This is a genomic window from Streptomyces sp. NPDC046805, assembly GCF_040645355.1.
Taxonomy (GTDB): Bacteria; Actinomycetota; Actinomycetes; order Streptomycetales; family Streptomycetaceae; genus Streptomyces.
Window position 1 is genome coordinate 147,090 of the sequence record NZ_JBEYYC010000002.1, and the last position, 24,434, is coordinate 171,523.

Here is a 24,434-nt window from a genome sequence, read left to right on the forward strand (position 1 = left end):
GTCGAACGATTTTCCGGCAAAGAAACACGCTCCTGCCCCAGTTGTGAGGCACCAGTGAGCGGACTTGGGTAAGTCCATTCCAACTGTGGCCGTCCTGCACACCCTCGCGTTGCCTCTCTGCTGTCAATCTGGTTCTGTCCGTATTCGTCAGCATTTGCTCGACGCAAGGAGTACGCATGCACGCGCGCCTTGTTGCCGCCACGACCACCGCGTTCGTAGGGGCGGCCACCCTACTGACCCCCACCTGCGACGCACGGGCCGGCGGTGTCCGGGAACAGCCCGTGGTCATCGCTCACCGGGGCGCCTCCGCCTACGCGCCGGAGAACACCCTGCCGGCCATCGACAAGGCCGCCCGCCTGGGCTTCTCCTGGGTCGAGAACGACGTCCAGCGCACCAAGGACGGCGAGCTGGTCGTCATCCACGACGACAGCCTCAAGCGCACCACGAACGTCGAGCAGGTCTTCCCCGGCCGTGCGCCCTGGAAGGTGAAGGACTTCACCGCCGCCGAGATCGCCCGCCTGGACGCGGGCAGCTGGTTCGGCTCCGCGTACGCGGGCACGCGCGTGCCGACGCTGAAGCAGTACGTGCGCTGCGTCGAGGACAACCACGAGAACCTGTTCCTCGAGCTCAAGAACCCGGAGCTGTATCCGGGTATCGAGCGGCAGACCCTCGACCTCCTCAGCAACGAGGGCTGGCTGGACCAGCCGCACCTCGGCCGGCTGATCGTGCATAGCTTCAGCGCGGACAGTCTGCGGATCGTCCACGATCTGAAGCCCGCCGTCACGACCGGCTTCCTCGGCACACCGAAGATGGGTGACCTGCAAAAGTACGCCGGCTTCACCGACCTGGTCGATTCCTCGCACAGCACCATCTCCAAGAACTACGTCGCCGCGGCTCACGCGTTCGTGGGACCGCATGGCAAGCGGCTCAGAGTGTTCACCTGGACGGTGGACGACGCGGCCACGGCCCGGACCGTCGCCGGGTACGGCGTCGACGGTGTCATCACCGACAAGCCCGACGTGGTGCGGGCGGCGCTGAACAAGCCCTGACCCACGCGAGCACTGTCAGTGGCGGGTCGTACGGTGAACGCATGGACAGCCATGGACAGGACGAGCAGCGGGTCGTGTGGACCCTCGTGGACACCGGTATCGGCCCGCTGCTGCTGGCGGCGACCCGCGACGGCCTGGTCACCGTCGCGTTCCACGCGACCGACGCGGTGCGCGACGAGACGCTGAAGCAGCTGGCGGCCCGCCTGGGCGGCGAGCCCGTCGAGGCGCCCGGATCGCCGCTGCTGACCGAGGCGACACGGCAGATCGAGGCGTACTTCGCGGGCGAGCGGCACGACTTCTCGCTGCCACTGGACTGGTCGCTGATCTCCGGCTTCAACCGGCAGGTCCTGCGTGAGCTGGCCTCCGGGGTGCCGTACGGCACGGTCGTCGGGTACGGCGACCTGGCCAAGCGGGTCGGTCAGCCGGGCGCGGCGCAGGCGGTGGGCGCGGCGATGGGTGCCAATCCGCTGCCGGTCGTCGTGCCCTGCCACCGGGTGGTGGAGAGCGACGGCGGAATCGGCGGGTTCGCGGGCGGCCTGGAGACCAAGCGGAAGCTGCTCGCTCTGGAGGGCGTGCTGCCCGAGCCGCTGTTCTGACGGCTGCAAGTCGTACGGCCCTTCTGTCGGTCCGCCCTTGTGCACACCGGCGTTTAGCCGGGCGGCCGCCCCGCCAGGATGAGGGAGGACCGACTGACGGGAGGCAGGCACGTGGTGCTGGTGGTGTCGGAGGAAGTACGGGAAGCGATCGACGCGCGCCGCCCTGTGGTGGCCCTGGAGTCCACGATCATCGCGCACGGACTGCCACGCCCGCGCAATCTGCGGGTGGCCCGCGAGCTGGAGGAGGCGGTACGGCAGGAGGGCGCCGTACCCGCGACGATCGCCGTGCTGGACGGGCGGCCCCATGTCGGCCTCGACAAGGAGCAGTTGGAGCGGGTCGCGAGCGAGGACGGCATCCGCAAGCTCGGTCAGCGGGATCTGCCGCTGACCGTGGCGGCGAGGGCGAGCGGGGCGACCACGGTGTCGGCGACCGCGCTGCTGGCGGCATTGGCGGGTGTGCGGGTGTTCGCGACGGGCGGGCTCGGCGGTGTGCACCGGGAGTGGACGGTGACGCAGGACGAGTCCGCGGACCTCGGCCTGCTGGCGCGCACACGGATCACGGTCGTGTGCGCGGGCGTGAAGTCGATCCTGGACGTGCCGGCGACCCTGCAGCGCCTGGAGACACTGGGTGTGGCCGTGGCCGGGTACCGCACGGACCGCTTCCCCGGCTTCTACCTGTCCGACTCCGGACATTCCGTCGACTGGACGCTGGAGAGCCCGGAGCAGGTGGCGGAGGTCATGCGGGCGCAGGACGCACTGGGTGCACCGGAGTCGGCACTGATCGTCGCCCAGCCAGTCTCCGAGGAGGAGCAGCTCGATCCCGAGCTGCACGCGCGCGTACTGGCCGACGCGTTGCGCGCCTGCGAGGCGGGGGGCGTCACCGGTCAGGCGGTCACGCCGTTCCTGCTCGACTACCTGGTCCGGCACACGGACGGCGCCTCGCTCAACGCCAACCTGGCGGCGGTGCGCGGCAACGTACGGCTGGCGGCGCGCATCGCGGCCGCATGGGCTCGGGGGTGACGGCGGGCAGGGACTCGGAGGTGGCGGCCGACCCGGCAGACCGGTCGGGCGACGGAGCGACAGCGGGCCGCGCCCGGGCACCTCGCCCTGATGCCGGGTGCGACCCCGGCACGGACCAGCGGGACACGCGGTACGGACGTCGCGCGAGCAGCCACCGCGGCCTCCTGGTCGTCGGCGACGTCGTCACCGATGTCGTCGCCCGGCACCAGGGGCCGCTCGCGGCCGGCACCGACACCGCAGCCGCGGTTCTCGCGCTGCCCGGCGGTGCGGGCGCCAACGTGGCCTGCTGGGCAGCGCACTCGGGCTGTGCGGACGTACGGCTGCTGGGGCGGGTGGGCGCAGACGCCTCCTCCTGGCACGAGCGGGAGCTGGTCGCGGCCGGGGTCCGCCCCCGGCTCGTGGTCGACCCGACGGCCCCCACCGGGACGGTGATCTGTCTCGTCGACACGGCGGCCTCGGCCGAGCGCACCTTCCTCACCGACAGCGGCGCCTCACTGCGGCTCGAACCCGCCGACTGGTCGGACGCACTGCTCGACGGCGTCGCCCGGCTGCACCTGTCCGGCTACCTGTTGTTCTCCGAGTCGAGCCGGGCCTTAGCGGCGGCGGCGGTCGAGGCGGCACGCGCGCGTGGCGTACCGGTCAGCCTGGATCCTGCCTCTGCGGGCTTCCTCCGAGGCCTGCGGGTCGACCGCTTCCTGGCATTCGCCGAGGGGCTGGACCTGTTGCTGCCCAGCCGTGACGAGGCGTGCCTGCTGACAGGGCTGCCCGATCCGGCGGACGCGGCGGCGAAGCTGAGCCGCCACGTCCCGCTGGTCGTGGCCAAGCTGGGCGCGGACGGTGCTCTGGTGGCCCGGTCGGGCACCGTGGTCACCCGCGTCTCCGCCCGGTCGGCGACGCCCCGGGACACCACGGGTGCCGGTGACGCCTTCACCGGCGCGTTCCTCGCCGCGCTCGTCGCGGGCGCGGATGCCGTGGACGCCGCGGCAGACGGGTGCCGGTGACGCCTTCACCGGCGCGTTCCTCGCCGCGCTCGTCGCGGGCGCGGATGCCGTGGACGCCGCGGCAGAGGGGTGCCGGGCCGGTGCGCTGGCGGTGGAGCGGCTGGGCGGCAGGCCACCGACGCACGGCTGACGCACGGCCCACAGGCGCCCGGCACCTCGCGCCGACTACGCCTTGCGCCCCCACGCCGAGATCATCGGTGCCGTGGCCAGGTCCATGGCACCGGACGCGACGTTGGCCAGGTGCTGCTCGATGTCCTCGTCGGTGGCCAGGCCCGCCGTGACGAGCTGGTCGCGGATCTGCCGCACGGTGGCGGACTCCAGGGCGGCGCAGGCGGGCGAGGTGAGGGGGAAGTACGCGTCGGCCTCCACTCGGCGCAGCCCGGCCTCGCGGAGCAGGCGCGGGAGTCTGCGGCCGTAGGACAGGTCGGCTCCGCGGTCGGCGAGAAGCTTGCGGAAGCCGTGCCGCAGCCGGTTGGCGAGCTGCTGCTCGGGGCCGCTCTCGTCGGGGCAGATCAGGGGCTGCAGGGCGGGGTCGGCGTCCTCGACCAGCAGCCTCCCGCCGGGCCGCAGCGCCTTGACCATCGACCGCAACGCCCTGTCCCGGTCGGGCACATGGACGAGGACGAGCCGGGCGTGCACCAGGTCGAAGCCCTCGCCGGGCGGCTCTTCGGCACCCACGTCGTGGACGCTGACCTCGACCGGCGGGCGGGCGACCGCGGCGAGCAGGGAGGTGTCGATGTCGGTCGCGACGACCTTTCCGGTCGGTCCGACCTTCTTGGCCAGCCAGGACACCACGGAGGTACCACCGGCACCGACCTCCCAGCAGCGCCAGCCGGGGCCCACGCCCAACCGTTCGAGATGCCGGAACGTGGTCGGGTCGAAAAGGGTGGCAAAGGCTTCGAAGCGCTGTTCTGCCTCGGACTGCCGATTGTCGAGGAGGTACCCGTCGGATCGCGTCATACCGCGATCATCCCAGTTGCTCCGCTTCTGCGTAACGGCCGACGCTCCGGTACGAAGCGCCGTAGGCCGAGCCTGCCCCGAGCCGATGGCGAGCCGCTCCGGAGCTGGGCCGACTCCGGTCCGACTGCGGTGGCGGGCGACTTGTCCACAGACGGGAACCAAGCGGAATCACCTGTTCCCACAGGCTTTCCCACGATGCGCGCCGGACTGGCAGACTTTCTCGCCAAGGCGCGACAACACGGCGCGAGGAGATCCAGATGTCCATGGCAGGGAACCTGCGGAAGGTCCGGGGACTGGGACGGGTCGGCGGCCTGCGCAGAGTGGCGCGGCTGGGCCGGCGCCGGCCGCGGGTCGACCTGAGTCACCCCGCCCGGTCGCCGCTGGGCTCCTCGGTCGTCAACTGCGTGACGTATCAGGACGGCGTCCGGGTCTCCGGGAGCGGCGATCTGGTGGACGCGGTGGAGCGGGTGCGCAAGAGCGGCGCCGGGTTCGTCTGGCTGGGGCTTCACGAGCCGACGGACCGTGAGTTCGCGGGCATCGCCGAGCTGTTCGACCTGCACCCCCTGGCGGTCGAGGACGCGGTCGAGGCGCACCAGCGCCCGAAGGTGGAGCGGTACGGCGAGACGCTGTTCGCCGTGTTCAAGACGGTCTGCTACGTCGAGCACGAGCAGCTGACGGCGACCAGTGAGGTGGTGGACACCGGCGAGATCATGGTGTTCGTCGGCCACGACTTCGTCATCACCGTGCGCCACGGACGGCACGGCTCACTGGGTCCGCTGCGCGAGGAGTTGGAGTCGGATCCGCACCAGCTGGCCAAGGGGCCGGCGGCGGTGCTGCACGCGATCGCGGACCATGTGGTCGACGACTATCTGAACGTCACGGATTCGGTGCAGGCGGACATCGACCAGGTCGAGACGGACGTGTTCGCGGAGACCGGCGCACGGGTCGACCCCGGACGGATCTACCAGCTGAAGCGTGAACTCCTCGAACTGAAACGGGCCGTGGTGCCGCTGGCCCGACCGGTCGAGGATCTCGCCACGCGGTCGATCCGGGTGGTCGACCCGGAGATACAGGCCTACTTCAGGGACGTCCTCGACCACCTGATGCGCGCCAAGGACCAGATCGCCTCCTTCGACGAGCTGCTCAACTCGATCCTGCAGGCCCACCTCGCGCAGGTGACGGTCGCTCAGAACGAGGACATGCGGAAGATCACGGCCTGGGCCGCGGTGATCGCCGTACCGACGATGGTGTGCGGCGTCTACGGCATGAACTTCGACCACATGCCGGAACTGCACTGGCGTTTCGGTTATCCGTTTTTCATCGGCGTCATATCCGTCGCCTGTCTGGCGCTGCACCGAGGGTTCCGGCGCAACGGCTGGCTGTGACCGGCCCGGGGGCGGACAGCAGGTCGGGCGCGGGCGTCAGTGGCCCGACGGGGTCGTCCTGGCGTAGACGCTCTCGGTGAAGGCGGCCATCTGGTCCTCGCCCACGTGCTCGGCGAGGTCGGATTCGCTGATCATTCCGACCAGCCGCTTGTTCTCGATGACGGGGAGCCGGCGGATCTGGTGCTCCTGCATCTCGTGGAGCACATCGCCGATGTCGGCGCTCGCCTCTATCCATCGGGGCGTGCCCTTCGCCATCTCGCCGGCGGTGACCTTGGCCGGGTCGTGGCCCATGGCCACGCAGCCGACGACGATGTCCCGGTCGGTGAGGATGCCGCAGAGCCGTTCGTTCTCGTCGCTGATGGGCAGGGCTCCCACGCCCAGCTCGCGCATCAGCTGGGCGGCGCGGTCCAGGGTCTCGTGGGCGGGGATCCACTGGGCACCGCGGTGCATGATGTCTCCGGCGGTGGTCATGGTGTACCTCCCGGTACCGGACGGGCCGGTGCGGCGCGGGACGCACCGCTGGGTCCCGGCGCCCTTCATTGTCCCGCGCACGGCACGGTGCCCGCACCCTCAGGCGGAAACCGCTCAGTCGATCACGACCTCGGCGTCGACTGGTTGACGACGTCACGACCGACTGGTCGGTGCACGCTCAACCAACAGCCGTGCGGCACCCGTACATGCCATCACGGAAAGGCGGTTGGCCGGATCAGCCGTTCCACGCCGGGTGGCGCGGATCATCGGCACGCACCAGGACGTCGGCGGCCGCGGTGGGGTCGGTCTCGTCCGCGTAGCGCTCGAAGGCGGGCAGCGTCCACTGGTCGGCCTCGGACGTGCGGCGGCGCAGGGCGCCCGGCGAGAGAAGGACGTGAACGGTCAGATCGAAGGGGAACCAATGACGCAGAAGGAGGGGGCCGTGCAGCAACAGGACCGCACCGGGCGGGAGTTGGACGTAGGAACTGCGGGTGGCCCGGTCGGTGGCGGGGTCCCACAGATCGGGCAGGACACGGCCGCCTCCGCCCGGTTCGAGGGGGTCGAAGACCTCGCGCCACAGGGCGGCGGTGTCGAACCAGCCGCTGTAGTACGACTCCACGTCATGGCGGCCGTGCTCCAGACGGAGCGAGGCCGGACGCAGAAAGCCCTCGGCGCTCACGACGAACGACGGGCGGCCACGCACACGCAGCGCATCCGCGACGCGCTCCGCCAGGTCACCCGGGCGGGCAGCCGGCGCACCGTCGAAGGCGACGCGCGGCCACAGCGCACCGTCGGCGGGCTTCAGATCCAGCACTCGGTCGGCCAGCAGCTCGCCGAGCCGGTCCCAGGTGATCGCTTCGAGTCGCACACGGCCCATGATGCCGTGCGACGGCGAAGGCTCCGCCGGGCTCCGGCAGACACCGGCAGACACCGGCAGACGGTGAGCCCGCCCCGGGACGGCCCGGCAGGGCAATCGCGCGCGTGTACGGGGAAGGAACCGCCTATGGCACACCTCGTGACTCCTCCCCCCGGCAGCGGACCGCTCGTGATCCAGCCGCTCGGGCGGAAGCACTGTGCCGCGTGCCGCAGCGGACCGCTGTCGCTGCTCGTGCTCGAGGACGGCACGCCGCGTTGCCTGGACTGCGCCGACCTCGGCCACCTGGTGTTCCTGCCGCGTGGCGACACGGCGCTGACCCGCAGGTCGCGGGAGGAGAGTGCGCTGTCGGCGGTGGTGGTGCGGTTCAACCGGCGCAAGAACCGGTACGAGCGGCAGGGCGTCCTCGTCGAGGAGGCAGCGCTCGCCCGGGCCGAGGAACGGTGCCTGGCCGACGCGGAGGCGCGGCGCCGGCGCCGGGAGCGGGACACGCAGCGCCGGGCGGCGCAGGACATGCGGTTCGCGGAGGCGCTCACCGCGGAGATCCGACGGCTGTTTCCCGGCTGCCCGGCCGCCCGGGCCCAGGCCATCGCCGCGCACGCCTCCGTGCGGGGCAGCGGCCGGGTGGGGCGCAGCGCGGCGGGGCAGGCGCTGTCCGAGGACGCCGTGAGCTCGGCGGTCGCGGCATCGGTACGGCACGTGGACACCCCGTACGACCAGCTGCTGATGAGCGGGGTGCCCCGGAAGGAGGCGCGGCGGCGTACGGCGGCGGGTGTGGAGGCAGTGCTGTGGGAGTGGCGGACGTCGGGTGGGGACGACGGCTGACCCGTCGGCTGGTGTGCCGGCTGAAACGCCGGCTGCGTGAGACCTCGGCTGGACTGCCGTGGGTGCGTCGACGGGACAGCCTGCGGGCCCAGCACCACCGCCGCCCCGAAAAGCGCTGTTCACCGCACTGCGCACGTGCCACGAGGGACGTATCGTGGCCGAGAGAGCGCCGCCCGCCGGCGCACGGCCCGTCGTATGCGTACGCAAGGAAGACGGCCATGGCCGATCCCAAGGGTTTCATGACCACGCCGCGCGAGGAGTGGCCACGGAGGCCTGTCGAGGAGCGGGTGCGGGACTGGAACGAGGTGTACGTCCCCGGGGCGCTGCTGCCCATCGTCAGCGAGCAGGCCGACCGCTGCATGGACTGCGGCATCCCGTTCTGCCACGACGCCTGCCCGCTGGGCAATCTGATTCCCGAGTGGAACGACCTGGTCTCGCGCGAGGACTGGAGGGCGGCGAGCGACCGGCTGCACGCCACGAACAACTTCCCCGAGTTCACGGGGCGGTTGTGTCCGGCTCCGTGCGAGGCGGGGTGTGTGCTCGCGATCAATCAGCCGGCCGTGACCATCAAGAACGTGGAGTGTGCGATCGCCGACCGAGCCTGGACGGAGGGCTTCGCTCCGCCCCGGCCACCGGACAGGCTGTCCGGGCGGACGGTCGCGGTGATCGGCTCAGGGCCGACGGGGCTCGCCGCGGCACAGCAGCTGACCCGGGCCGGTCATACCGTCGCCGTGTACGAGAGGGACGACCGGATCGGCGGGCTGATGCGGTACGGCATCCCCGCGTTCAAGATGGAGAAGCGGCATCTGGAGCGGCGGCTGGCGCAGATGCGGGCCGAGGGGACCAGGTTCCGCACGTCGACGGTGGTGGGGCGGGACATCGGGGCGGCCGAGCTGCGCGCGCGGTACGACGCCGTGATCGTCGCGACCGGGGCCACGGCGTGGCGCGAACTGCCGGTACCGGGGAGGGAGTTGGTCGGAATACACCAGGCGATGGAGTATCTGCCGCTGGCCAACCGGGTGTGCGAGGGAGATCTGGCGGCGTCACCGCTGTCCGCCGCCGGGAAGCACGTCGTCATCGTGGGCGGCGGCGACACCGGGGCGGACTGTCTGGGCACGGCCGTGCGGGACGGCGCCGCGTCGGTGACCCAGCTCGACATCTACGCCCAGCCGGGCGCCGAGCGGGACGAGGAGACCGAGCCCTGGCCGACGTACCCGAAGGTCTACCGGCTGTCGGCCGCGCACGAGGAAGCCCGCGACCTGGAGACGGCGCCGGCGGCGGACGCGGACGCGCGGCTGTTCACGGCGTCGACGCTGCGCTTCGCCGGGGACGCGAGCGGGCACGTACGGTCGCTGCACCTGGTCGAGGTGGACGCGAAGCGGCGACCGCTGCCGGACAGCGGACAGGAGCTCCCCGCCGACCTGGTGCTGCTCGCCCTCGGCTTCTCCGGGCCCGACCGCGAGGACGGCCTCATCGACCAGCTCGAACTCGCGCTGGAGCCGCGTGGCACGATCGCCCGGGACGCCGGCTTCGCGACCAACGTGCCCGGTGTGTTCGCCGCCGGGGACGCCGCGCGCGGGCAGTCGCTGATCGTGTGGGCGATCGCCGAGGGCCGGGCGGTGGCGGCGGCCGTCGACCGCTATCTGACGGGGAGTACGCGACTTGCGGCGCCGATATCGCCGTACGACCGGCCCATGGCGGTGTGACGCCGCCGTATGGCGATGTGACGTCGATCCGTGGTGGAACGGTGGGTGGTGCAGGGTGGGGGCAGGAGACCGTTCAGGACAGCAGAAAGTCCGCCTCGCCTGCCTTGGCGCCCTCGATGAAGGCCGTTATCTCGTCCGAGGTGTAGATCAGCGCCGGGCCGTCCGGGTCGGTGGACTGGCGGACCGCGATCCTGCCGTCGGCCAGCTTCATCGCTTCCAGACAGTTGCCCCCGTTGCCGCCGCTCCACGGCTTGTGCCAGCCCTCGCTGCCCAACTCCCGTGCGGGCATGCCGTTGTAGATGTGCTCCCCGCGAACCCGGGGCCTGGGCTGGGACATGATGCGATCCATTCACAACTCCTTGCGGAGATCCCGGAGGATCTCCTTCGTGCGATGTGCTGTGGCGGCCTGCGCCGCCATGCGGTCCATGACCTCGAGGTAGGTCGCCACCTCGGAGCGCGCGTCCAGGTAGACGGCGCCGGTCAGGTACTCGCTGTAGACCATGTCCGGGAGTTCTGACATGGCGAACCGGAACAGTACGAACGGTCCGTACGTGCCGGGGTGGGGCCCGCCCGCGAACGGGACGACCTGGAGGGTCACGTGGTTCAGCGCCATGACCTCGAGCAGCTTGTCGATCTGCGCCCGCATCACCTTCGGACCGCACACCGGACGGCGCAGAGCGGTCTCGTCCACCACGGCCCAGAAGCGGGGGGCGTCGGGACGGGCGAGCAGTTCCTGACGCTCCATGCGCAGGGCGACATGGCGCTCGATGTCCTCGGGGCTGGTCTGGCCGACGGCGCCCGCTCGCAGCACGCCGCGCGCGTAGTCCTCGGTCTGCAGCAGTCCGGGCACGAAGTGCGGCTCGTACGACCGGATGAGGGCGGCCGCCCCCTCAAGGCTGACGTACATCGAGAACCAGCCCGGCAGTATGTCGTGGAACCGCTGCCACCAGCCGGGCTTGTTGGCCTCCTCGGCCAACCGCACGAAGGCGTCGGCCTCTTCGTCGCCGACTCCGTAGGCCTTCAGAAGCAGTTGGAGGTACGGAATCTTGAAGGAGACCTCGGCCATCTCCATGCGGCGGACGGTGGCCGGGGCGACGCGCAGGACGCGGGCGGCATCCTCGCGCTTGAGACCGGCGCGTTCCCGCAGGTCCAGCAGTCGCCGGCCGAGGACCACCTGGCCCACCGTCGGCGCGGGGCGCGGTTCGCTCACGCTCCTACCTCCACGCCGGCCTCCACGCATGAATCCTGACAGCCCTACGGCGCCACTCGAAGACGCGCTCGTTGATCCGGTGGATCCCCGATGCCCCCAACTGGCGCCGCTGTACGTGCTGTTGCGAGCAGTGTGCCACGGCCGTTCACCACGTCCCACACACTCTGCAATTTCCATAGTGACTCTTGCCAAGTGTTCACGGCGGGGTGATAGTGGCAAGCGTGATTCCGTCCGCGTCCTTAGGAACAGTCACCGCCACGGACCACCCCGACGAACGCCCCGACGAGCACCCCCATCTCGTCGTGACAGCGACGGTCGTCCCTGGTGGGCCCACTGCCGAGCGCCGGTTCCGGTGCGAGCCGACAGCCCGGCCGGGGTCCACCGTCCAGGCGAGACGCCTGCCGCAGCCGCAGCCGCAGCCGCGCAACGACCTGGGTTGGGGAGCCCGCCCCAAGCCCCGCCCGTCCCACGGTCCCAGTGAGCAGGAGCGCACTAAGCCGGCGCACCGTGTCAGGGAGCCACAGCACTGGACCGGAGAAGCACGACACCGGACCGGGCAACCCGGGAACCGGACCAGCAGACCTGCGGACCGGATCAACGAACCCGAGAACCGGACCAGAGCACCTGGGGGTCGAATGGGGGCGGAATGGCTCTGAGCGGTGGCCGAGGCTCCGGCCACGCGCTCGCACTGGACACGCTGGTCCGCATGAGGCGCGAGCGGAGCACGCCGGCCGCGGCCGGGCGCCTGCTTCTGCCCGAGGGCATGACGACCCCCCTGGGCTGCGACGCCGTGGCGGTGCCGGCCCACATCGGACCGCTCGTCGTACCCCGGCTTCCCCGTGTGGGATGCCTGTACGACGACGGGGCGCACTGGTGGTGGATCGTCCCGTCGGACTCCGACTACGCCCTGCGCTGGCACTCCCCCGCCCACTACGCTCCCGGTGCTCTCCTCCCCACCGCCGCCCGCCTCATCCACCGACCGGACGGCACCTTTCCGTACACCCCGCCGATCCCGCTGTACTTGGCGCTGTGCCGGGTCACCGGGACGACGCCGGACTGGTCGTGGCGTATCAGTGTGTGAGCACAGCCCATAAGCCGTACGCAGCGCACAAGCCCATGTACGCCATGTGAACCGTGTGCGCCTCGTATACGGCCTACGCCATGTACTCCACGTACGCCAAGCCGTCCCGGCGGCGTACGCCCGCGCGCTTCCGTCGGCCCTGTCACGCGCCCTGCCCGGCAGGCTTCCGCCCCGCCATAGTGGCCGTTCGTCCGCAGACGGGGGAGGTCCATGTGGGGAAGAGACGCGGCCGGGTCACGCCCGAGGTGTCCGAGTCCGAACAGCTGCTCTTCGGTGGCCCGTTGCGCTACGACATGGGGTGGAACCAACACCGGGACGCCTTCCTGGAGTTGGACTTCCGGGCCATGGTGACCCGGTTACCCGGCATGCTGGCCTCCAGTTTCCGGCTGGCCCGGCAGGCCGACGCGCGGGCCGCGCGGACCGTGCTGCTCGCCGAGGCGGCCCGGGGCGCCGCCCAGGCCGTGAGCCTGCTCGCCGTGAACAGTGCACTGGGGCAGCTGATCGGCGGGGGCACGCTTGAAGGCCGGCTGCGGGGCGCCGCCCCCGCCCTGGCCACCATGGCCGTCGTAGCACTGGTTGGGGCGCTGCTGCGCGCCGCGTCGACGTACGCCACCGGCCGGCTGGAGCCCAAGGTGGAGCGGGTGGCGACCGAGCTGTACCTGGAACGGGCCGCGGCCGTGGAACTGGCCGCGATCGAGGATCACGCCTTCCACAAGCTGCTGGACACCGCGCAGTACGGCGCTCAGTCCGCCCGCCGGATGATCAAGTACGGCACGCAGGTGGTGAACGCGCTGATCTCGCTGGCCGCGGCGGCGAGCGTGCTGACCGTGCTGCACCCGGCGCTGCTGCCGTTGCTGGCGACCATGACCGTGCCCAGCGCCTGGGGCGCGCTGACCAACGCGCGGCGCCGTTACGAGTCGTTCCACACGTGGGTGCAGCACGCGCGGGCCGGACACCTGATAGGCAGCCTGCTCACCGAACCTCAGGCCGCCCCCGAGATCCGCGTGCACGGCGTCGGCCCCTTCCTGCTGCGGCACTTCCGGGCGATGTCGGAGTCAGCGGAGGCGGAACAGGCCCGGCTGGCCCGGCTCGCGGCCCGGACCGGGCTGATCGCGGCGGCCTGGACGGGCCTCGCGACCTTGGCGACGTACGCAACGCTGGGCGCGCTGCTGCTGGGCGGGGCGATGGCGCTGTCCGTCGCGGGCACGGCGGTGATCGCGATCCGCACGGGCTCCGCGAGCCTCGACAGCCTCGTCCTGGAGATCAACCAGCTGCATGAGGAGGCCCTGTTCGTCAGCGATCTGCAGCGGCTGTACGTCGAGGCGGCCGAGCGGGCGATCCCGGCCGGCGGGAAGCCGCTGCCGGAGGATCCACAGGAGATCCGGTTCGAGAACGTCACGTTCAGCTATCCGGGCGAGGCCACCCGCCCGGCCCTCGACGACGTCACGCTCACTCTGCCGCTCGGCCGGATCATCGCGCTGGTGGGCGAGAACGGCTCCGGCAAGACGACCCTGGTCAAGCTGCTCGCGGGGCTGTACGAGCCGGATCGGGGCCGCATCCTGTGGGACGGCGTCGACGCGGCGAGCGCGGATCGGCACCAGCTGGCCGAGCGGATCGCGATGGTGGCGCAGGACTTCAAGCGGTGGCCGTTCACGGCCAAGGTCAATGTCGCGGTGGGGCGTTCCTCGGCGCCGCTGACCGAGGACCGCCTGGCCACCTCGGTCGTGGAGGCGGGCGCGGAGGAGGTGGTCGCGGATCTGCCACGCGGCCTGGACACCCTGCTGGCCCGGAACTTCAGCGGCGGGCACGAGCTGTCCGGCGGCCAGTGGCAGCGCCTCGGTATCGCCCGGGCCGCGTACCGGCGGGGGCGGATCCTGATCGTGGACGAGCCGACGGCGGCCCTGGACGCCCGGGCCGAACTGGAGGTCTTCGAGAAGATCCGGGCGCTGGCGGGGAGCGGCCAGACGGTCGTCCTGATCACCCACCGGCTGGCATCGGTACGCCACGCGGACCTGGTGCACGTCCTGGAGCACGGCCGGCTGGTGGAGTCCGGCACCCCTGACGAACTCCTGGCCACCGGTGGCGTCTACGCGGAGCTGTACGGCCTCCAGGCCGAGCAGTTCACGGCCAAGCTGCCCGCACCGAAGGCGAGCTGAGCGGGCTGACTCCTTGCGGTGCCCGACTCACGCGTTGCCGTACCCGCTCACTCCCTGCCGTATCCGGCTCACTCCTTGCCGTCACCGCCGCGGACGATCACGAGGAACGTGTCCGTCGCAAGATCCATGACGACCTCGGCGGGCAGGCCTTCCAGACGTCGCGCGTGCGCGAACTCCTCGGCCGGCCAGGATCCCCGGGGTCCGCCGGCGGGAAAGCGTTCGAGCACGGTTCGCCCGTTCACCATCCTGCACCTCCAGAAAGCGTCGTCCTTGGAGGAGTCAACGCTGTGGAGGAGGGAAAAGCCTCGCGCAGTGATGGGACTGAGACGTAGCCGATACCGGCTCCATACGGATGGTGAGGTTCCGTTGACTGTCCCCGCGGCACCTCGGCTAATTGGCTAGTTGGCCTCTTGGCATGTCAGTCCTCGTACTCGTCGTGACAGCGGAACTGGTCACCGCCTTCGGGAGTGCGGCCCCAGCACCGTCAGATCCAGCAGGCTGGTCGTCGAACCCAGCCCGTCGAGCTCCCGCTCGTACGCCGAGTAGGTGTGGAAGACCCGGTCGCGCTCCCGCAGGAAGCAACTGAGACCCGGCCGTTCCACCAGCTCCCCGTGCCACTCCAGGATCGCTCCGAAGTCCCGGTTGAAGTCGTTGTCGGGGCAGCCGGGATCGCGGCGCTGGGTGGTGAGTTGGCAGGAGCGTCTGGGCCTTCGTGATCACCGGGATCAGATCGTACGGCCCTGCTCCTGCGCACAAGGACGCGATCACGCCGTCCACGCCTCGCAGCCGGGCTCGTAATTGGGGTGCGGTCGTGGTCGGTGGCCCGGATGATCGGTGCGTCGTCCGCCTTCCACGCGAGGAGTCCTCGTGATCCAGCGCGTCACTGCCCCCGGCCTGTTTCCCCCGCCCACCTACTCCCACGCCTCGGTGGTGGAGGCCGGTACAAGGCTCGCGTTCCTCGCCGGAGCCGTGCCCCTCGATGCCCAGGGGGAGGTGGTCGGCCTCGGGGACCCCGTGCGACAGGCCGAGCAGGTGATCGCCAATCTGAGTGAGCAACTCAACGCGGTCGGCAGTGACTTGGGACAGGTCGTGGCGACGGATGTGTACGTCGTGAGCAGTGAGCCTGCGGTGCTCTCCGCGGTGTGGGACGTGGTCGAGGCGTCCGGGCTCAGCGCCGGGCCTCATGCGTCGACGCTGCTCGGGGTGGCCTGTCTCGGGTACACCGGGCAGCTCGTGGAGATCACAGCGACGGCCGTGGTCCCCGAGAAGTGCAGCCACCCGTGAGCGCCGAGACAAGGGTCGTCCTGCGCCGGGCGGCCGCTTCTGATGCGGCTGCCGCCGCCGACGTCTGGCTGCGTTCCTTCGCCGCCGCGCTGCCCACGGTCGTACGGCCGCGGTCCGACGACGAGGTTCGCGACCACATCCGGGACGTGGTGGTGCCGCTGCGGGAGACCTGGGTGGCCGAAGTCGCCGACAGGGGCGGCATGGGCGGCATCGTGGGGCTGATGGTGCTCGACGGCGACCTGCTGTCCCAGCTCTACCTCGCCCCGGAATGGCGGGGGCGGGGCATCGGCGACCGCTTCGTCGCCCTCGCCAAGCGGCGCAGCCCCCGGGGACTGACGCTGTGGACCTTCCAGGTCAACAAGCCCGCCCACCGTTTCTACGAGCGGCACGGTTTCGTCGCCGTGGAGTTCACGGACGGCAGCGCGAACGAGGAACGGGAGCCGGACGTGCGGTACGTGTGGCAACCGTGACGCGAGAGCCGTAGCAGGTGTGCGCACTGCACGTGCACATGCAGTGCGCGTGTGGCGGCCGTCGCACTGCGCCCCGGCCTCGCCTCACGTACGGAGTCCCGCCGCGTCCGCTGCCGTACGGAGCACCTCCCGCAGCATCTCGGGGGTGAGCCGGCCGGTGAAGGTGTTGCGCTGGCTCACGTGGAAGCAGCCGAACAGGTCCAGCCCGTCGTCGAGTGTCACGCGGCTGCCGTGGGCGAAGGCGGGCCGTGGGCGGGGCACCGTCCAGCCCGCCTCGGCGAACGCGGGCAGCGCGGCCTGCCAGCCGAAAGCGCCGAGCACGACCGCGGCCCGCAGGGTCGGCCGCAGCAACCTCAGCTCCTCGACCAGCCACGGGCGACAGTTGTCGCGCTCCTCGGGGATCGGTTTGTTGGCGGGCGGGGCGCAGTGGACGGGCGACGTGACGCGTACGCCGTACAGCTCCAGGCCGTCGTCGGCGCTCACGGAGGTCGGCTGCGAGGCGAGCCCGACGTCGTAGAGCGCCTGATACAGCACGTCCCCGGAACGGTCCCCGGTGAACATGCGGCCGGTGCGGTTGCCGCCGTGCGCCGCGGGAGCGAGCCCGATGATCAACAGTCGGGCGTCCGGCGGCCCGAAGCCCGGCACCGGCCGGCCCCAGTACGTCCAGTCGGCGAAGGAGGCGCGCTTGGTGCGGGCCACCTCCTCACGCCAGGTGACCAGCCGCGGACAGGCCCGGCAGCCGGCGATACGCCGATCGAGGTCGCCGAGGTCTGAGGGAGGGCTGGTGGTCATGCTTCTACGGTAGGGCGGGGGACGCCGTGCCGTGAGGTCCCGCCGTGTCGTGTGTGGGGGTCCCCCCTCCCCCTCCCCACCCCCTCGTTTTCCAGCCCACCGCACCAGCCACCCGCCTGCGTCACCCACGGCACCAGCCACCCGACACCGTCACCCGCCGCCCGCACCTGGCACCTGGCACCTGGCACCCGGCACCCGGCACCGGCACCGGCACCGGCACCGGCACCGGCGGAAAACGCGTCCGGCTCACCCGCTCCGGAGAGCTAAGGTCGGGACATGGCCTCCGAGGATGCGGACAAGAGCAAGATCCGCCTGACCGAAACGACGCGCATGACGCGTACGACGGACAGCACCGACACTGCGAGCGCGACCGACGCGGCGGACACGGCCGGCACAGGCGAGGCGGACAGCACAGGCACGCCCATTCAAGCCACACAGCCCTCCGGAGCCACAGACACCGACGGAATCTCAGTCACCGAAGCCACAGACACCGCCGAAACCGCGGTCATCGGCGACTCCCCAGTCACGGATCCGAAGGTCGCCGCCGCGGTGGCTGTCGCCGAGGCCGCCGGGCCAGCGAGCGGCGAGACCGTTCGCATCGACAGCTGGATCTGGGCCGTGCGCCTGATCAAGACCCGTTCCCTGGGCGCCGCCGCCTGTCGTGGCGGACACGTCCATGTGAACGGTGAGCGCGTGAAGCCCGCGCACTCGGTGCGCGTCGGTGACGAGGTGCGCGTGCGGCACGAGGGCCGGGAGCGGATCGTCGTCGTCAAGCGTCTGATCCGCAAGCGCGTCGGCGCCCCCGTGGCCGCGCAGTGCTACATCGACAACTCCCCGCCGCCCCCGCCCCGCGAAGCCGCGGCTCCCGCCGGGCTCCGCGACCGCGGCACCGGCCGCCCCACCAAGCGGGACCGTCGCGAGCTGGAGCGGCTGCTAGGGCTGGGCGAGCCCGGCAGCCATCCCCGGGGACGCTGACCCACCCGTCGCGCCCGTAGAAGTAGTTCGACGTTGAAGTAGTTCGGCGTTGCAACCTCGTCGCGTCGGGCCCTACCGTCCGGCACTCCCTTCAGCCGCCCATATCTCAACCGCCCACAACTCACTCACCCGTATCTCAGTCGCCCGCGTCTCGGCCGCCCCTATTGCTCCGTTCGTATCGCGCGCACCCACACCCCATCCCCTGTCAGGTACTCGTCCACCTCCAGCCCCGCCTCCGCCAGTGCCTCCTCGAACTTCTCCTTGGTGAGCGGTCGGGAGCGGAACGTCTGTGTCCAGACCACGTCCGGGAACACATACTCCGCGCGCACCGAGTTCACCCCGTCCCCGACCGGCTCCGCCGACACGATCCGCACGGTGAAGCCGCTGGGGTCGACCCGTTCCCGCGGCAGGTTCGTGTAGTAGTCCTCGCCCTCCCGTTGGATCAGCACGCAGCCGCCCTCCGCCATGTGCCGGGCGCAGGTGCGCAGCAGGCCCCGCCGTACGTCGGCGTCCCCGGTGTGCACCAGGAACGAGGCGAGCATCACCACGTCGAACGTCTCGCCCAGGTCGAGGTCCTCGATCGGGCTGCATATCGTGCGCGCCCCGCGGACGCGCTCCAGCATCTCGGCGGACTCGTCGACCGCCGTGACCGTGAACCCTCGCTCCAGCAGGGGGTGAGTCACACGTCCCACGCCGCTGCCGAGCTCCAGGATGTGCGCACCGGCCGGCACCGCCGCAGCGATGACATCCGGTTCGCCCCTCACCGGCAACCGCGTGTACAGCTCCACCGCGCAGCCGTCCGGGGTGATCGCCCCCGGTCCTGTCCCCTCGTACCCCTCACGCATTTCAACCGTCATGCCCGAACAACGGCTGGGCCCGGCACGGCCGTTCCCCCACCGCCTCAGTTCACTCGTTCGAGTAAATTCGAGTAATTCAGTGCCCCAGCGGCAACCACCCGTGCCCGATGTACCAGTGGCCGCCGGCCCGCAGATGGTCTCCGACGGCCCGTTCGACGGACGTGCGGCGCGGCAGGTCAGCCGTCGGCAGGTCCGGGTTCCCGAACACGAACTGCACCGGCTCCCGGTCGGACGGCTTCGAGTCCTCGCGGGCGGCCTGGAACCGCTCCTGGAACCGGATGATGTTGGAGTCGGCGGACAGATACCGTTTCAACTCGGAGTCGAGCAGCCAGGATTGACAGATCGCCGTCTCGTAACGCTCCTCGGGGAAGTACCGGGCGAAGAACTCCCGCGCCTGCGCCAGGGATTGATCGCACGCGGCCGGTGTGAGCGGCCCGCGGAAGTCGGGGATGTGGAGGGCGAGGCAGGGGTCACCCGGCGATGCCGTCAGCCCGGCTTCCCGCAGCGCGCGCACCGAACGTTCCCCCAACCGCACCCGCTCGAACTGCAGCCGCCCCAGTTGGTACAGCTCGCCGCGGAAGTGGTGGACGAGCCAGTACGGCTGCTGCACTCCTCCCCTGCCATGCCACCTGCGGTGCACGGCCATGTTGCGGCCCAGGTCGGCGAGGGTGCGCCGGGACACGTCGTCCGGGATACCGCGTGCGCGGTGGTAGGCGCGTGTGTGCGGAAGCGCGGCGACGAAGACGTACACGCTGAAGTAGCCGCCCAGCGCGGCCGGGGCCTCTGCCACCCGCTCCCTGAGCCGTGACGCGCGGCCCACCTCCCCCACCTCCCGGACCAGCTCCTCGACGCACTCCTCCAGGAGTCGCAGCGTGCCCGGGTCGCCCGTCACCGTGCGCCGCAGGCCGACGAGTTCGTTGATGTCTTCGTGCGGTACGGCGAGATCGAGCAGCAGCTCGGGCAGGTGGTCGGCGTCCGGCAGCACGTCGCGGTCCCCCCTCGGGTGAACGTTGGTGGTCGCCCTCGTCGAAGAGTACGTTTCAAAGAGGAGTGGTGGTCCCGATGCGTACAGGAAGTGAACCGGCGACCGCGCGCAGTGCACTGCGGGCGCGGTTCTGGCTGAGCGTGTGGGGGCTGGTCTGGGCGATCTTCGGCACGGCGGCGTTCGCGCTCGTCGGGCGGCCCGGCTGGGCGGCTGCCTGCGGGGTGCTGTGGTTGGTGATCACCATCGACATGACCATGATCCTCCGGCACATCCGGCAGGGCCCGCACTACCAGCCGGGCCGGGACGTCCCGCCGTACCGGCCGCTGGAGGACCCGCTGCCGCAGCACCATCCGCGCTACCGGCGCCCGCCGCAGCACCGGCACCCGTGAACCGGCCGGCCACGCCACATTTCCGTACGGCACGGTAGGACGCCGTAGGCACCGCAGGACGCTCCGGTGCACGCCAGCGCACTCCAGTGCATCCAGTGCGTTCCACAGTACGTAGGCACACCCCCCGCGGGCTCTCTCCCCCGCTCCCCGTCACGGATCGAAGCGCGCCGCCTCCAGGTAGCGCGGGTTCGGGTCCAGCGCGGCCGCCAGGCGGAAGTGGCGCCTGGCCTGGTCCGGGTGGCCCTGGCGTTCGTAGGTGCGGGCGAGGGCGAAGTGGGCGAACGCGTTGTCCGGCTCGCGTTCCAGGACGAGGGTGAACTCCAGCTCGGCGGGCCGCAGTTGCGCGGACGCGAAGAAGGCGCGTGCGCGCAGCAGGCGTGCGGCCGTGTTCTCGGGGTGCGCCGCGATGACGCCGTCGAGCAGCTTCACCGCGCCCTGCGGGTCCCGTGCGTTGAGCAGTTGCTCGGCCGCACGGAAGTCGATGACATGCGTCTCCGGAGTACGTCCGGTCGAACCGCTGATCTCGGGCACAGCAAAGTCCTTCCCTTACTGGAGGGCTTCAACGCCCGGGCAGGGACCCGCTATTCCTCGGGCGACTCGTGGGACGCCCCGTCAAGTGGCTCCGGGGACTGGCCCTCGGACGCCTCCCGGGGCACCGCACTGTGCGCGTGGGCCCGGCGGGCGAGGTCCGCCCACACGTCGTCCACACGCCGCTCCAGCGCCTCCAGGGGTACGTCGTTGTCGATGACGACGTCGGCGATCTCCCGGCGCTTCTCGCGGGTCGCCTGCGCGGCCATACGCGCGCGTGCGTCCTCCTCGGTCATGCCTCGCAGCCGTACGAGCCGGTCGAGTTGGGTCTCCGGGCTCGCGTCGACGACCACCACGACGTCGTACAGCGGCGCGAGGGCGTTCTCCGTGAGGAGCGGGACGTCGTGGATGACGACGGCGTCGTCGGCGGCCGTGCTCTCGAGTTCGCGGGAGCGGGCGGCGACCAGGGGGTGGACGATCGCGTTCAGGACGGCCAGCTTCTCCGGGTCGGCGAAGACGATCGCCCCCAGCCCGGGCCGGTCCAGGCTGCCGTCCGGGGCCAGCACCTCCTTGCCGAAGGCCTCGACCACCGCCGCCAGTCCGGGCGTTCCGGGCGCGACGACCTCGCGCGCGATGCGGTCCGCGTCGATGAGCACGGCACCGCGCTCCACGAGCAGCCGCGACACCTCGCTCTTGCCGGCTCCGATCCCGCCGGTCAGGCCAACTTTCAGCATGAGCGGAAGCTTAGGCCCTGCCCCTGGCAGGGCATCCGCCGCCCAACCAGAGGGCTCGAGGCCCTAGGCCACCAAGGCCCTAGATCTCGCCTTCACGCTCCGCCAGGAAGCGTTCGAACTCGCGCCCGATCTCGTCCGCCGACGGGATGTCGACCGGTTCGGCGAGCATGTTGCCGCGGGTCTCGGCGCCCGCGGCCGCGTCGTACTGGTGCTCAAGACCCTGGATGAGGGAGGTGAGTTCCTCGTCGCCCTCCTGGATCTGCCGGTCGATCTCGGTCTGCGTGCGGTGCGCCTCCGTGCGCAGGGCGTGCGCGATACCGGGCAGGACCAGGCCGGTCGCGGCCGTGATGGCCTCGAGGGCGGTCAGCGCCGCGTCGGGGTACGCGGAGCGGGCGATGTAGTGCGGGACGTGCGCCGCGACGCCGAGGACGTCGTAACCGGCCTCCATGAGGCGGTACTCCAGGAGGGACTCGGCGCTGCCGGGCACCTGGGCCTCGTCGAAGGGGCTGCTGTGGCCCGGGACGAGGTCGGTGCGGTTGCCGTGCGGGGTGAGGCCGACCGGCCGGGTGTGCGGGACGCCCATGGGGATGCCGTGGAAGTTCACGCAGAGGCGGACACCGAGGCGGTCCACGATCTCCCGTACGGCATCGGCGAACCGCTCCCACTCCACGTCCGGCTCGGGACCGGACAGCAGCAGGAAGGGCGCGCCGGTGGCGTCCTGGAGGAGCCGGACCTCGATGCCGGGTACCTCGTAGTCGGTCCAGCGGTCGCGCGTGAAAGTCAGCAGCGGGCGGCGGGCTCGGTAGTCCACCAGCCGGTCGTGGTCGAAGCGGGCCACGACCTGGTGGGGCTGCGAGTCGAGGAGCCGGTCGACGATCTGGTCGCCGGTCTCGCCCGCGTCGATGTATCCGTCGAAGTGGTAGAGCATGACAAGACCGGCCGACTCCTGGGCCAGCGCCATGTCGACGACGGCCAGCCCCTTCGGCTCCCATGCGTACAAACCCTGCGGATCAAGCACTGTGACCGCTCCTCCTCGTGTTCGTACGGTCCAACACACCCCGGGACACGAGCATTCCCACCCCGCCAGCCTTGACGCACCGTCACAGGACGCGCCCACCTCACGGCACAGGCCGCAAGGCCCACCCAGGGGCGCGGGGAACTGCGCGATCAGCCCACACCGACCCGCGCTCGAAGGACGACGAAAGGCCCCCCGGGGAACGCCGAAGGGCCCGTACCTCGAAAGGTACGGGCCCTCAGGACTATCGGCTAAGCCCAGCGGCTAGCGATGATCAGCTCTGGCCGCCGGCCAGCTTCTCGCGCAGCGCGGCAAGCGCCTCGTCCGAGGCCAGGGCACCGGAGGTGTCCGCACCCTCGGAGGAGTACGAACCGCCACCGGCCGCGGCCGGAGCGGCAGCCTCGCCACCCTCGGCGGCAGCGGCCTCGTCGGCCTCGCGGGACTTGATGACCTGCGCCTGGTGCTGCTCGAAGCGCTGCTGCGCCTCGGCGTACTGGTGCTCCCACGCCTCGCGCTGGGTCTCGTAGCCCTCGAGCCAGTCGTTGGTCTCGGGGTCGAAGCCCTCGGGGTAGATGTAGTTGCCCTGGTCGTCGTAGGACGCGGCCATGCCGTACAGGGTCGGGTCGAACTCGACCGAGGCCGGGTCGGCACCGAAGGCCTCGTTGGCCTGCTTCAGCGAGAGGCTGATGCGACGACGCTCGAGGTCGATGTCGATGACCTTGACGAAGATCTCGTCGTTGACCTGGACGACCTGCTCCGGGATCTCCACGTGGCGCTCGGCCAGCTCGGAGATGTGGACCAGACCCTCGATGCCCTCGTCCACGCGGACGAACGCACCGAACGGAACCAGCTTGGTGACCTTACCCGGGACGACCTGACCGATCTGGTGCGTACGGGCGAACTGCTGCCACGGGTCCTCCTGCGTCGCCTTCAGCGACAGGGAGACACGCTCGCGGTCCATGTCGACGTCGAGAACCTCGACGGTGACTTCCTGGCCGACCTCGACAACCTCGGACGGGTGGTCGATGTGCTTCCAGGACAGCTCGGAGACGTGGACCAGACCGTCGACGCCACCCAGGTCCACGAAGGCACCGAAGTTGACGATCGAGGAGACCACACCGGAGCGGACCTGACCCTTCTGGAGGGTCGTGAGGAACGTCTGGCGGACCTCGGACTGGGTCTGCTCCAGCCAGGCACGGCGGGACAGGACCACGTTGTTGCGGTTCTTGTCCAGCTCGATGATCTTGGCCTCGAGCTCCTTGCCGACGTACGGCTGAAGGTCGCGGACGCGGCGCATCTCGACCAGGGAGGCCGGGAGGAAGCCACGGAGGCCGATGTCGAGGATGAGACCACCCTTGACGACCTCGATGACGGTACCGGTGACGATGCCGTCCTCTTCCTTGATCTTCTCGATGGTGCCCCAGGCACGCTCGTACTGGGCGCGCTTCTTCGAGAGGATCAGGCGGCCTTCCTTGTCCTCCTTCTGGAGGACAAGGGCCTCGATCTCGTCGCCGACGGCCACGACCTCGTTCGGGTCGACGTCGTGCTTGATCGAGAGCTCACGGCTCGGGATGACACCTTCGGTCTTGTAACCGATGTCGAGCAGGACCTCGTCCCGGTCGACCTTCACGATGACGCCGTCGACGATGTCGCCGTCGTTGAAGTACTTGATCGTCTCGTCGATCGCGGCGAGGAAGGCTTCCTCGTTACCGATGTCGTTGACCGCAACCTGCGGGGTGGTGGCGGTGGTCTCGGTGCTGCTCGTCATGTGGGAAAGGGCTCCGGTACGGACATTGAAGTCGTAGGTACTGCTTACGCCGGGAGCCCGTTTCGCTCTGCAGACGCCGGACAGCCAAGGAAGCGCCACACAAAACGGTGGCGCCTCGACAACCGAGGGGACATACAACAGATGCGAGCGCAGCCTGCTACGTCTGAGGCACGCAGGCTCGCAGCGCAACTTGTAGCATACGGGGGCAGCCGGACAGGGTCAATGCGCGAAGGCGCACAGCCGGGGCGGATCACCGCATACCCGGCGCAAGAACCGTCCCACGAGGCGGCGCGCGCCCGGGGG

Annotated in this window: 27 protein-coding genes and 1 pseudogene; 14 read left to right on the top strand and 14 right to left on the bottom strand. The window is 70.8% G+C overall.

The window, feature by feature from the left end; all coding sequences use genetic code 11:
* Positions 1–176: 176 nt before the first annotated feature.
* From ABZ910_RS03425 to ABZ910_RS03445, 5 genes are all read left to right on the top strand, one after another.
* Positions 177–1,049 (top strand): glycerophosphodiester phosphodiesterase family protein, encoded by an 873-nt coding sequence (locus tag ABZ910_RS03425; protein WP_361358478.1) that lies wholly within the window; start codon positions 177–179, stop codon positions 1,047–1,049.
* Positions 1,050–1,090: 41 nt separating this feature from the next.
* Positions 1,091–1,645: a methylated-DNA--[protein]-cysteine S-methyltransferase gene (locus ABZ910_RS03430; RefSeq protein WP_361358481.1), complete on the top strand. Its 555-nt coding sequence runs from the start codon at positions 1,091–1,093 to the stop codon at positions 1,643–1,645.
* Between the two features lie 78 nt (positions 1,646–1,723).
* The gene (locus ABZ910_RS03435; RefSeq protein WP_361358484.1) at positions 1,724–2,665 is read left to right on the top strand and encodes a pseudouridine-5'-phosphate glycosidase; all 942 of its coding nucleotides are present in this window, start codon (positions 1,724–1,726) and stop codon (positions 2,663–2,665) included.
* A complete protein-coding gene (locus ABZ910_RS03440; RefSeq protein WP_361358487.1) occupies positions 2,650–3,666 on the top strand; it encodes a PfkB family carbohydrate kinase in 1,017 nt (338 codons plus the stop codon). The genes ABZ910_RS03435 and ABZ910_RS03440 overlap by 16 nt, the downstream gene beginning before the upstream one ends.
* Positions 3,632–3,796: a PfkB family carbohydrate kinase gene (locus ABZ910_RS03445; protein ID WP_361358490.1), complete on the top strand. Its 165-nt coding sequence runs from the start codon at positions 3,632–3,634 to the stop codon at positions 3,794–3,796. Before ABZ910_RS03440 ends, ABZ910_RS03445 begins: the two co-directional genes overlap by 35 nt.
* Positions 3,797–3,831: 35 nt before the next feature.
* Here ABZ910_RS03445 and ABZ910_RS03450 read toward each other — a convergent pair whose 3' ends face one another.
* Positions 3,832–4,626: a methyltransferase gene (locus ABZ910_RS03450; protein ID WP_361358493.1), complete on the bottom strand. Its 795-nt coding sequence runs from the start codon at positions 4,624–4,626 to the stop codon at positions 3,832–3,834.
* A 257-nt stretch (positions 4,627–4,883) separates the two neighbouring features.
* Here ABZ910_RS03450 and ABZ910_RS03455 point away from each other — a divergent pair, with 257 nt between their 5' ends.
* Complete coding sequence (locus ABZ910_RS03455; protein ID WP_361358496.1) at positions 4,884–6,011, top strand: magnesium and cobalt transport protein CorA; 1,128 nt, start codon at positions 4,884–4,886, stop codon at positions 6,009–6,011.
* A 36-nt stretch (positions 6,012–6,047) separates the two neighbouring features.
* Here ABZ910_RS03455 and ABZ910_RS03460 read toward each other — a convergent pair whose 3' ends face one another.
* Together ABZ910_RS03460 and ABZ910_RS03465 are read right to left on the bottom strand one after the other, a co-directional pair.
* Entirely contained in the window at positions 6,048–6,482 is a 435-nt protein-coding gene (locus ABZ910_RS03460) for a CBS domain-containing protein (RefSeq protein WP_361358499.1), read from the bottom strand.
* A 235-nt stretch (positions 6,483–6,717) separates the two neighbouring features.
* Positions 6,718–7,359: a uridine kinase gene (locus tag ABZ910_RS03465; RefSeq protein ID WP_361358502.1), complete on the bottom strand. Its 642-nt coding sequence runs from the start codon at positions 7,357–7,359 to the stop codon at positions 6,718–6,720.
* A gap of 126 nt (positions 7,360–7,485) precedes the next feature.
* Between ABZ910_RS03465 and ABZ910_RS03470 the strand changes: the two genes are divergently transcribed.
* Together ABZ910_RS03470 and ABZ910_RS03475 are read left to right on the top strand one after the other, a co-directional pair.
* Positions 7,486–8,181: a DUF2293 domain-containing protein gene (locus ABZ910_RS03470; protein ID WP_361358505.1), complete on the top strand. Its 696-nt coding sequence runs from the start codon at positions 7,486–7,488 to the stop codon at positions 8,179–8,181.
* Between the two features lie 218 nt (positions 8,182–8,399).
* Positions 8,400–9,887: a glutamate synthase subunit beta gene (locus ABZ910_RS03475; RefSeq protein ID WP_361358508.1), complete on the top strand. Its 1,488-nt coding sequence runs from the start codon at positions 8,400–8,402 to the stop codon at positions 9,885–9,887.
* A 73-nt stretch (positions 9,888–9,960) separates the two neighbouring features.
* On the opposite strand, the gene ABZ910_RS03480 is transcribed toward ABZ910_RS03475, so the two are convergent.
* Together ABZ910_RS03480 and ABZ910_RS03485 are read right to left on the bottom strand one after the other, a co-directional pair.
* The gene (locus tag ABZ910_RS03480; protein WP_361358511.1) at positions 9,961–10,236 is read right to left on the bottom strand and encodes a DUF397 domain-containing protein; all 276 of its coding nucleotides are present in this window, start codon (positions 10,234–10,236) and stop codon (positions 9,961–9,963) included.
* Positions 10,237–11,097, bottom strand: coding sequence for a helix-turn-helix transcriptional regulator (locus ABZ910_RS03485; protein WP_361358514.1), 861 nt, complete (start codon positions 11,095–11,097; stop codon positions 10,237–10,239).
* A gap of 646 nt (positions 11,098–11,743) precedes the next feature.
* Between ABZ910_RS03485 and ABZ910_RS03490 the strand changes: the two genes are divergently transcribed.
* Both ABZ910_RS03490 and ABZ910_RS03495 read left to right on the top strand, forming a co-directional pair.
* Complete coding sequence (locus ABZ910_RS03490; RefSeq protein WP_361358516.1) at positions 11,744–12,178, top strand: hypothetical protein; 435 nt, start codon at positions 11,744–11,746, stop codon at positions 12,176–12,178.
* Between the two features lie 293 nt (positions 12,179–12,471).
* Complete coding sequence (locus tag ABZ910_RS03495; protein ID WP_361359077.1) at positions 12,472–14,334, top strand: ABC transporter ATP-binding protein; 1,863 nt, start codon at positions 12,472–12,474, stop codon at positions 14,332–14,334.
* Between the two features lie 68 nt (positions 14,335–14,402).
* Here the strand turns inward: ABZ910_RS03495 and ABZ910_RS03500 are convergent, their stop codons facing one another.
* Both ABZ910_RS03500 and ABZ910_RS03505 read right to left on the bottom strand, forming a co-directional pair.
* Positions 14,403–14,579 (bottom strand): hypothetical protein, encoded by a 177-nt coding sequence (locus ABZ910_RS03500; RefSeq protein ID WP_361358520.1) that lies wholly within the window; start codon positions 14,577–14,579, stop codon positions 14,403–14,405.
* A gap of 173 nt (positions 14,580–14,752) precedes the next feature.
* Positions 14,753–14,987 (bottom strand): annotated as a pseudogene (locus tag ABZ910_RS03505) (DUF899 family protein); the annotation flags it as partial.
* 214 nt (positions 14,988–15,201) lie between these two features.
* On the opposite strand from ABZ910_RS03505, the gene ABZ910_RS03510 reads away from it, so the two are divergent.
* Together ABZ910_RS03510 and ABZ910_RS03515 are read left to right on the top strand one after the other, a co-directional pair.
* The gene (locus ABZ910_RS03510; RefSeq protein ID WP_361358523.1) at positions 15,202–15,618 is read left to right on the top strand and encodes a RidA family protein; all 417 of its coding nucleotides are present in this window, start codon (positions 15,202–15,204) and stop codon (positions 15,616–15,618) included.
* Positions 15,615–16,088, top strand: a complete 474-nt coding sequence (locus ABZ910_RS03515; protein WP_361358526.1) for a GNAT family N-acetyltransferase — start codon at positions 15,615–15,617, stop codon at positions 16,086–16,088. The genes ABZ910_RS03510 and ABZ910_RS03515 overlap by 4 nt, the downstream gene beginning before the upstream one ends.
* 84 nt (positions 16,089–16,172) lie before the next feature.
* On the opposite strand, the gene ABZ910_RS03520 is transcribed toward ABZ910_RS03515, so the two are convergent.
* Positions 16,173–16,880: a uracil-DNA glycosylase gene (locus ABZ910_RS03520; RefSeq protein ID WP_361358529.1), complete on the bottom strand. Its 708-nt coding sequence runs from the start codon at positions 16,878–16,880 to the stop codon at positions 16,173–16,175.
* 507 nt (positions 16,881–17,387) lie between these two features.
* On the opposite strand from ABZ910_RS03520, the gene ABZ910_RS03525 reads away from it, so the two are divergent.
* Positions 17,388–17,855 carry an RNA-binding S4 domain-containing protein gene (locus tag ABZ910_RS03525; RefSeq protein WP_361359080.1) on the top strand — a complete coding sequence of 156 codons (468 nt, stop codon included), beginning with the start codon at positions 17,388–17,390 and terminating at the stop codon, positions 17,853–17,855.
* Positions 17,856–18,016: 161 nt separating this feature from the next.
* On the opposite strand, the gene ABZ910_RS03530 is transcribed toward ABZ910_RS03525, so the two are convergent.
* Both ABZ910_RS03530 and ABZ910_RS03535 read right to left on the bottom strand, forming a co-directional pair.
* On the bottom strand, positions 18,017–18,700 hold the full coding sequence (locus ABZ910_RS03530; RefSeq protein ID WP_361358532.1) for a class I SAM-dependent methyltransferase: 684 nt from the start codon (positions 18,698–18,700) through the stop codon (positions 18,017–18,019).
* Positions 18,701–18,788: 88 nt separating this feature from the next.
* Positions 18,789–19,697, bottom strand: a complete 909-nt coding sequence (locus tag ABZ910_RS03535; protein WP_361358535.1) for an acyltransferase domain-containing protein — start codon at positions 19,695–19,697, stop codon at positions 18,789–18,791.
* A gap of 77 nt (positions 19,698–19,774) precedes the next feature.
* Here ABZ910_RS03535 and ABZ910_RS03540 point away from each other — a divergent pair, with 77 nt between their 5' ends.
* Positions 19,775–20,086 carry a DUF6343 family protein gene (locus tag ABZ910_RS03540; protein WP_361358538.1) on the top strand — a complete coding sequence of 104 codons (312 nt, stop codon included), beginning with the start codon at positions 19,775–19,777 and terminating at the stop codon, positions 20,084–20,086.
* Between the two features lie 150 nt (positions 20,087–20,236).
* Here ABZ910_RS03540 and ABZ910_RS03545 read toward each other — a convergent pair whose 3' ends face one another.
* The 4 genes from ABZ910_RS03545 to rpsA form a co-directional block, all read right to left on the bottom strand.
* Positions 20,237–20,617: a tetratricopeptide repeat protein gene (locus ABZ910_RS03545; protein ID WP_361358540.1), complete on the bottom strand. Its 381-nt coding sequence runs from the start codon at positions 20,615–20,617 to the stop codon at positions 20,237–20,239.
* A 50-nt stretch (positions 20,618–20,667) separates the two neighbouring features.
* Positions 20,668–21,348 carry a dephospho-CoA kinase gene (coaE, locus tag ABZ910_RS03550; RefSeq protein WP_361358543.1) on the bottom strand — a complete coding sequence of 227 codons (681 nt, stop codon included), beginning with the start codon at positions 21,346–21,348 and terminating at the stop codon, positions 20,668–20,670.
* 79 nt (positions 21,349–21,427) lie between these two features.
* Positions 21,428–22,366: a PAC2 family protein gene (locus ABZ910_RS03555; protein WP_361358546.1), complete on the bottom strand. Its 939-nt coding sequence runs from the start codon at positions 22,364–22,366 to the stop codon at positions 21,428–21,430.
* A 271-nt stretch (positions 22,367–22,637) separates the two neighbouring features.
* Positions 22,638–24,131, bottom strand: coding sequence for a 30S ribosomal protein S1 (rpsA, locus tag ABZ910_RS03560; RefSeq protein WP_361358549.1), 1,494 nt, complete (start codon positions 24,129–24,131; stop codon positions 22,638–22,640).
* Positions 24,132–24,434: the final 303 nt, after the last annotated feature.